The sequence below is a fragment of the Yoonia sp. genome (assembly GCF_017854415.1).
In the GTDB taxonomy this organism is placed as follows: Bacteria; Pseudomonadota; Alphaproteobacteria; order Rhodobacterales; family Rhodobacteraceae; genus Yoonia.
Genome location: NZ_JAFMHR010000165.1, coordinates 1 through 5,718 on the forward strand (window position 1 = coordinate 1; position 5,718 = coordinate 5,718).

A 5,718-nucleotide genomic window follows, 5' to 3' on the forward strand; every position below is an offset into this window, starting at 1 on the left:
GCCGGACATAGAGGGGTGTTTGATATGCTGCAACTGCGAAAAGCGCCTGAAATCGGCGGACTCGGTGTTTTTTGCGACGCACATGACGCGGATAGGAAACGCGCGATATTGTCACAGCCATTGTATCTGGTGATGGGGGTCATAAATCGGTCCTGTAACTCATAAAGGATGACCCCATGAAATGTCCCATCGATGGCGCCACGCTTGTTATTTCTGACCGCAGCGGGGTCGAAATTGATTACTGCCCTGAATGTCGCGGCGTTTGGCTGGATCGGGGCGAATTGGACAAAATTATCGATCGGTCAGTTGGCGAAGCGCCACCGCCACCGCCGCCCCCATCAGGCCGCCGGGATGATCGTGAATACCGCGATGATCGCGGTGAATATCGCCCTAAGAAAAAGCGCGATAGTTTCTTGAGCGAGCTTTTTGACTTTTAGGGGTGTCAAAAGGCCTTCGCGCGGCTAGACCCTGCGTGTATTTTCAAAAGGGTCCGTCATGCAGGTCGTCACATTGATCACCACGCCACACAAACGCAAGCTAGAGGCCGCATTGGTTGATAGCTTGCGCAATGCTTGGGGTGGTGCAGACGCCAACTGGTTGGCGATTGACGAAGCCGCTAATTTTGCGATCACGAAAGTTCCAGACAATCAGTGGGATGTCTGGGCCGCCTTGCAAGCCGAAGGCGTTGATCTGGTCATCCAACCCTACAGCAACCTGCGCAAAAAGATGCTGCTTGCCGATATGGACAGCACAATGATCCAGCAAGAATGCATTGATGAACTTGCAGATGAGGCAGGCGTTGGCGCGCGAGTTGCCGATATCACTGCGCGCGCGATGAACGGCGAGCTGGATTTCGAAGAAGCGCTGATCGAACGGGTTGGCCTGCTCAAAGACCTGCCGGAAAGCATGATTGCGCAAGTCATCGCCCAGCGGATCACCTACATGCCCGGCGGGCGCGAATTGGTCAGCACCATGAAAGCGCATGGCGCATATGCGGCGCTGGTGTCGGGGGGATTCACGGCATTCACTGCAAAGGTTTCTGCCGAACTAGGGTTCGATGAAAACCGTGCAAACACGTTGCATATTGCGGACGGTAAGTTGACCGGCGAAGTCGGTCGCCCAATTTTAGGCAAAGCCGCAAAAGTCCAAGCGCTTGAAGAAATCACGACCTGTCTGGGCATCACGGATGCAGATGTCTTGGCCGTCGGTGATGGCGCAAATGATCTGGGGATGTTGACGCGTGCGAGGACAGGCGTTGCATTGCACGCAAAGCCCGCGGTGCAAGCGCAATGTAATGTCCGCATCAACCACGGTGATCTGACCGCACTGCTTTATCTGCAAGGCTACGCACGCAATGAATTTGTGAGCTAAAACAGGCTTGCAATTCAGCGTCGCTCAACGGCACAAATCCATATGGATAAAAACTTAAAACCCGCCACGATTGCCGCGCATGCCGCCGGCGTACTTGATGCGCAATCAGGTGGCGTTGTGCCTGCGCTGCAACCTTCAACCACGTTTACGCGTGATGAAAACTATGAATTGCATAGGCCCGACAACATCTATTCGCGTGATAATTCAGATAACTTGCGCCAAGCAGAAGAAGTGTTGCGCGTCCTTGAAGATGCGCAAGAAACGCTTTTGTTCCCGTCTGGAATGGCAGCTATTGCGGCAGTGTTTCGCACGTTGCCCAATGGTGGCACCGCAATCATCCAATCGGGCATCTATTGGGGCACGACTGCGTGGATACGCGATTTCTGTACCCGCCGCGAGATCACGTTAATCGAAGTCGGCGCCGACGATTTGCCGACGGTGTGCCGACAACAATCTGCCGATCTGATTTTTATCGAAACACCGTCGAACCCTTGGCTGAAAACCGTCGACATCCGTGCTATTGCAGATGCCTCGGACGCGACCTTGATCGTTGATGGGACGGCAGCGACGCCGATCCTGACGCGGGCGCTGGATCATGGGGCCGATATTGTCATGCATTCGGCGACCAAAGGGATAAACGGGCATTCGGATGTTTTGGCCGGAGTGCTCTCAACGCGCACCAATGATGCCACAATCTGGACCATGATCAAATCTGACCGAAAGATGGCAGGCGCGATTCTTGGACCCTTTGAGGCATGGCTACTGATTCGCGCCATGCGTACCCTGCCTTTGCGGGTCGAGCGTATGTCGCAGAACGCGCAAACCTTGGCCGAGGCGCTATTGGCGCATCCAAAAGTTGATGATGTTTTGTATCCCGGTCTGCCGCATCACGCAGGCCACGACGTCGCCACCAAGCAGATGAAGGGCGGCTATGGCAGCCTGCTCTCGGTGTTGGTCAAAGGGGATCGGGCAGAGGCATTGCGCGTCGTGGGCAAGCTGCAATTATTTTTGCGGGCCACATCGCTGGGCGGTGTCGAAAGCTTGGTGGAACACCGGTATACGATTGAACCGCATACCGGAATTCCAGAGAATTTAATCAGGGTATCCGTCGGAATCGAAGACATAAGCGACTTGATCGCCGACTGGACCCAAGCGCTGGGTTAGCTTTCGACTGCGCCGCCCGCTGCTTTCCAATCGCCAAAGCCACCAATGTTGGTGACGTTGGCATAACCCATATCTTTCAATGTCTTACCAGCAAGTGCGGCTTGTCCGCCTGCACCGCAGATAAGATAAAGATCAGCGTCTTTTTGTAGAACGTCGTTGTACATGGGCGTCGCTGGATCGGCCATGAACTCTATCATGCCGCGAGCAATACGGTGCGCACCTGCGATAGTGCCACTTTGCGCGATGGAGCTGCTGTCGCGCACATCGACAAAGACACCGACCCCCGCTTTGTATTTCGCAACTGCGTCTTCCGCGCTCAGGCGTGGCACGATTGCATTGGCTTCTTCTAGAAAATCTTTGGCGGCTTTCATGGGGTGTCTCCGTTCATGTTAAGTTTGCAAAGTAGCCGCCCCGTGCCAGATAGCCAGAGGCGAAAAAAAGGCCCGGGCGCTAAGCCCGGGCAAGTCCAACAGGGAGGTGGAGATTTACCCGATCTCCAGCGGGAACTTGGGACGCCCGGTACTTGCACAAGGGAGGAACCATGTACCGGGCGCTTACTATGCCACTAAACGATAGCCCCCAGATTCGGTCACAAGAAGGCGCGCATTGGACGGATCTGGTTCTATTTTTTGGCGAAGACGGTAAATATGTGTCTCTAATGTGTGCGTGGTGACGCCCGCATTATAACCCCAAACCTCGTGCAGTAGCACATCGCGGGCGACAACACCGTCGGTCGCGCGGTACAGGAACTTGAGAATATTCGTCTCTTTTTCCGTCAGGCGCACCTTTTTGTCGTCTTCCGTCAGCAGCAGCTTTTGGGCCGGCTTGAAGGTATATGGCCCAAGCTGGAAAACGGCGTCTTCGGACTGTTCATGCGTACGCAATTGGCTGCGCAAACGCGCCAGCAGAACCGGGAATTTGAACGGCTTGCTGATGTAGTCATTCGCACCGGCATCAAGGCCATAGATCGTGTCTGAATCGCTGTCTTGCGCGGTCAGCATCACAATCGGGCATTTCACGCCCTGCTTGCGCATCAAGCGGCATAATTCGCGACCATCGGTGTCGGGCAGGCCGACATCCAGGATCATCAGGTCATAAAGGCTCTCTTTGGCCTTCACCATTGCACTGGCGCCATCATCAGCTTCGAAGACATCGAAATCTTCGGTCATTAATAACTGCTCGCCCAACGCCTCACGTAGGTCGTCGTCGTCATCCACGAGTAAAATCTTTTTGAGTTGTCCCATGACAGCCTCCTTTACTTTGTCTGTTTAGACTTGTGCTCTTGTTACGTTCCGAACAAGCAGCAGGATGACAGTTTCACACGCTCGTGTGATTTATCGTGCAAATGTTTCACTTTGCCGCACAAACGACTATCTGTTGAAACAAATGAAAGGTGTAGCGCGATGACATTCGCCCCCGATATTACAGAACGACTGGCCCGCGCCCGCGCAGATTTGCGTATGGGCGTGCCTATTGTGCTGGATGGGGGCGCTGTTGTGCTGGCGGCTGAAACGCTGGATGCGGCGCGTTTGGCCGATTTGCGCGCCTTGGGCGGTGATGCGGTTCTGGCAGTGACAAGCTGGCGTGCACAAACGTTGAAAGCACATGCGTATGATGGTGATCTGGCGCGGATCATCCTGCCGCCTGACGTGACGTTGGGCTGGGTGCGATCCATCGCTGATCCTGCAGATGATTTGCGCGCCCCCATGAAAGGACCGCTACGCGCGGTGCGTGACGGGTCTGCTGAATTGCACCGCGCCGCGATTGCTTTGACCAAAGCGGCGCGGCTGTTGCCTGCGGCGTTGGTGCTGCAGGTGGATGATGCGGCGGGTTTCGCAGCCCAGCATAACCTGACGTTGTTGCCTGTGGATGCCGCCCTCGATACCGGCCTGAGCGCGCTCAACCCGATCATTTCGGCGCGTTTGCCGTTGGAAGTGTCCGAGGCAGGCCGCCTGCATATTTTCCGTCCCGATGATGGTGCCGAAGAACACTATGCCATCGAAATCGGCCAACCGGACCGATCCAAACCTGTCTTATCGCGCCTGCATTCTGCCTGTTTTACGGGCGATTTACTGGGATCGCTGAAATGCGACTGCGGTCCGCAACTGCGCGGTGCCTTGGCGCAGATGGGGCAAGAGGGGGCGGGCGTGCTGCTATACCTCAATCAAGAAGGGCGCGGCATTGGCTTGGCTAACAAAATGCGCGCTTATTCCTTGCAAGATCAGGGGTTTGATACGGTCGAGGCAAACCACAGGCTTGGGTTTGAAGATGACGAGCGCGATTTTCGCATTGGCGCAGAAATCCTGAAACGGATGGGATTTGACGCCGTGCGGTTGCTGACGAACAATCCGGCTAAGGTCGCGCGGATGAATGCCTGCGGAGTCACCGTAACCGAACGGGTGCCGCTGAAGGTGGGCGAAAACACGCATAATCACACATATCTGGCGACGAAAGCGGCGAAGTCAGGGCATTTGTTGTAGGGTGTGTGCCCGTAGCGCGGACCCTGAAGCCATTCATTTAAGTCAGGCTGCGCCTTGTATTTCGTATGCGCAATTTTTGGATAGCTTTTGAAGTTGCAGCGGCTTCCAAAGCGCCATTGAACTCAGGTTGACGCAGGTTCCCATAGCTCAATTGGGTTTCCTTCAGGGTCATGAATGCGGGTGAAACGTCCAACCCCATCCATATCCAAAGGATCGCCACATTCGACACCCGCAGCGCTAAGCTCTTCAAGTGCAGCATCGAGGTTTTCGATACGGAAGTTTAACATAAATGCTTTGTCTTTCGCAAAGTAGTCAGTCTCTTCGTCAAACGGTGAAAAGACTGTAGTGCCCGTTTCAGTTGTCCAAGGTGCCATTGTTGCGTCTGTTGGCGCTGGGTCAATCCCAAGGTGTTTTTGATACCATTCAGCTAAGGCAGCCGGATCTTTGGCCCTGAAAAACAGTCCGCCAATTCCAAGAACTTTGACCATGTAAGCCTCCTCTTCATGCCGCATTGATGTCTGTTTTTGCAGTGGAGCAGAAAATTGAAAATTTGGCAAATATCCGAGATTGCTTTGGGCCGCTCTGCGTTCTTTGCTGCCGTTTCTAACCTCTGCTACTGACACCGCCGACTCACCCCGTTATCACTCTCCCATGAAACAAACCGATCTCGTCCTTACCCCAACTCACGTCCGCTTTATGAACC

Annotated in this window: 7 protein-coding genes; 4 read left to right on the forward strand and 3 right to left on the reverse strand. The window is 54.5% G+C overall.

Annotation, left to right across the window (positions count from 1 at the left end):
- Window positions 1-176: 176 nt before the first annotated feature.
- Genes QZ197_RS14420 through QZ197_RS14430 form a run of 3 tightly spaced genes read left to right on the forward strand, consistent with a single transcriptional unit; the run spans window position 177 to window position 2,535 of the window.
- A complete protein-coding gene (locus QZ197_RS14420) occupies window positions 177-437 on the forward strand; it encodes a zf-TFIIB domain-containing protein (protein WP_296432829.1) in 261 nt (86 codons plus the stop codon).
- Window positions 438-495: 58 nt separating this feature from the next.
- The gene (gene serB, locus QZ197_RS14425) at window positions 496-1,371 is read left to right on the forward strand and encodes a phosphoserine phosphatase SerB (RefSeq protein ID WP_296432830.1); all 876 of its coding nucleotides are present in this window, start codon (window positions 496-498) and stop codon (window positions 1,369-1,371) included.
- A gap of 42 nt (window positions 1,372-1,413) precedes the next feature.
- Window positions 1,414-2,535 carry a PLP-dependent transferase gene (locus QZ197_RS14430; protein ID WP_296432831.1) on the forward strand — a complete coding sequence of 374 codons (1,122 nt, stop codon included), beginning with the start codon at window positions 1,414-1,416 and terminating at the stop codon, window positions 2,533-2,535.
- Here QZ197_RS14430 and QZ197_RS14435 read toward each other — a convergent pair.
- Together QZ197_RS14435 and QZ197_RS14440 are read right to left on the reverse strand one after the other, a co-directional pair.
- Entirely contained in the window at window positions 2,532-2,906 is a 375-nt protein-coding gene (locus tag QZ197_RS14435; RefSeq protein ID WP_296432832.1) for a rhodanese-like domain-containing protein, read from the reverse strand. The two genes, QZ197_RS14430 and QZ197_RS14435, sit on opposite strands and share 4 nt — an antisense overlap.
- A gap of 186 nt (window positions 2,907-3,092) precedes the next feature.
- Window positions 3,093-3,779, reverse strand: a complete 687-nt coding sequence (locus QZ197_RS14440) for a response regulator transcription factor (protein ID WP_296432833.1) — start codon at window positions 3,777-3,779, stop codon at window positions 3,093-3,095.
- A gap of 159 nt (window positions 3,780-3,938) precedes the next feature.
- On the opposite strand from QZ197_RS14440, the gene ribA reads away from it, so the two are divergent.
- Window positions 3,939-5,015, forward strand: a complete 1,077-nt coding sequence (gene ribA / locus QZ197_RS14445; protein WP_296432835.1) for a GTP cyclohydrolase II — start codon at window positions 3,939-3,941, stop codon at window positions 5,013-5,015.
- Window positions 5,016-5,137: 122 nt separating this feature from the next.
- Here ribA and QZ197_RS14450 read toward each other — a convergent pair whose 3' ends face one another.
- A complete protein-coding gene (locus QZ197_RS14450) occupies window positions 5,138-5,527 on the reverse strand; it encodes a VOC family protein (protein ID WP_296432836.1) in 390 nt (129 codons plus the stop codon).
- Window positions 5,528-5,718: the final 191 nt, after the last annotated feature.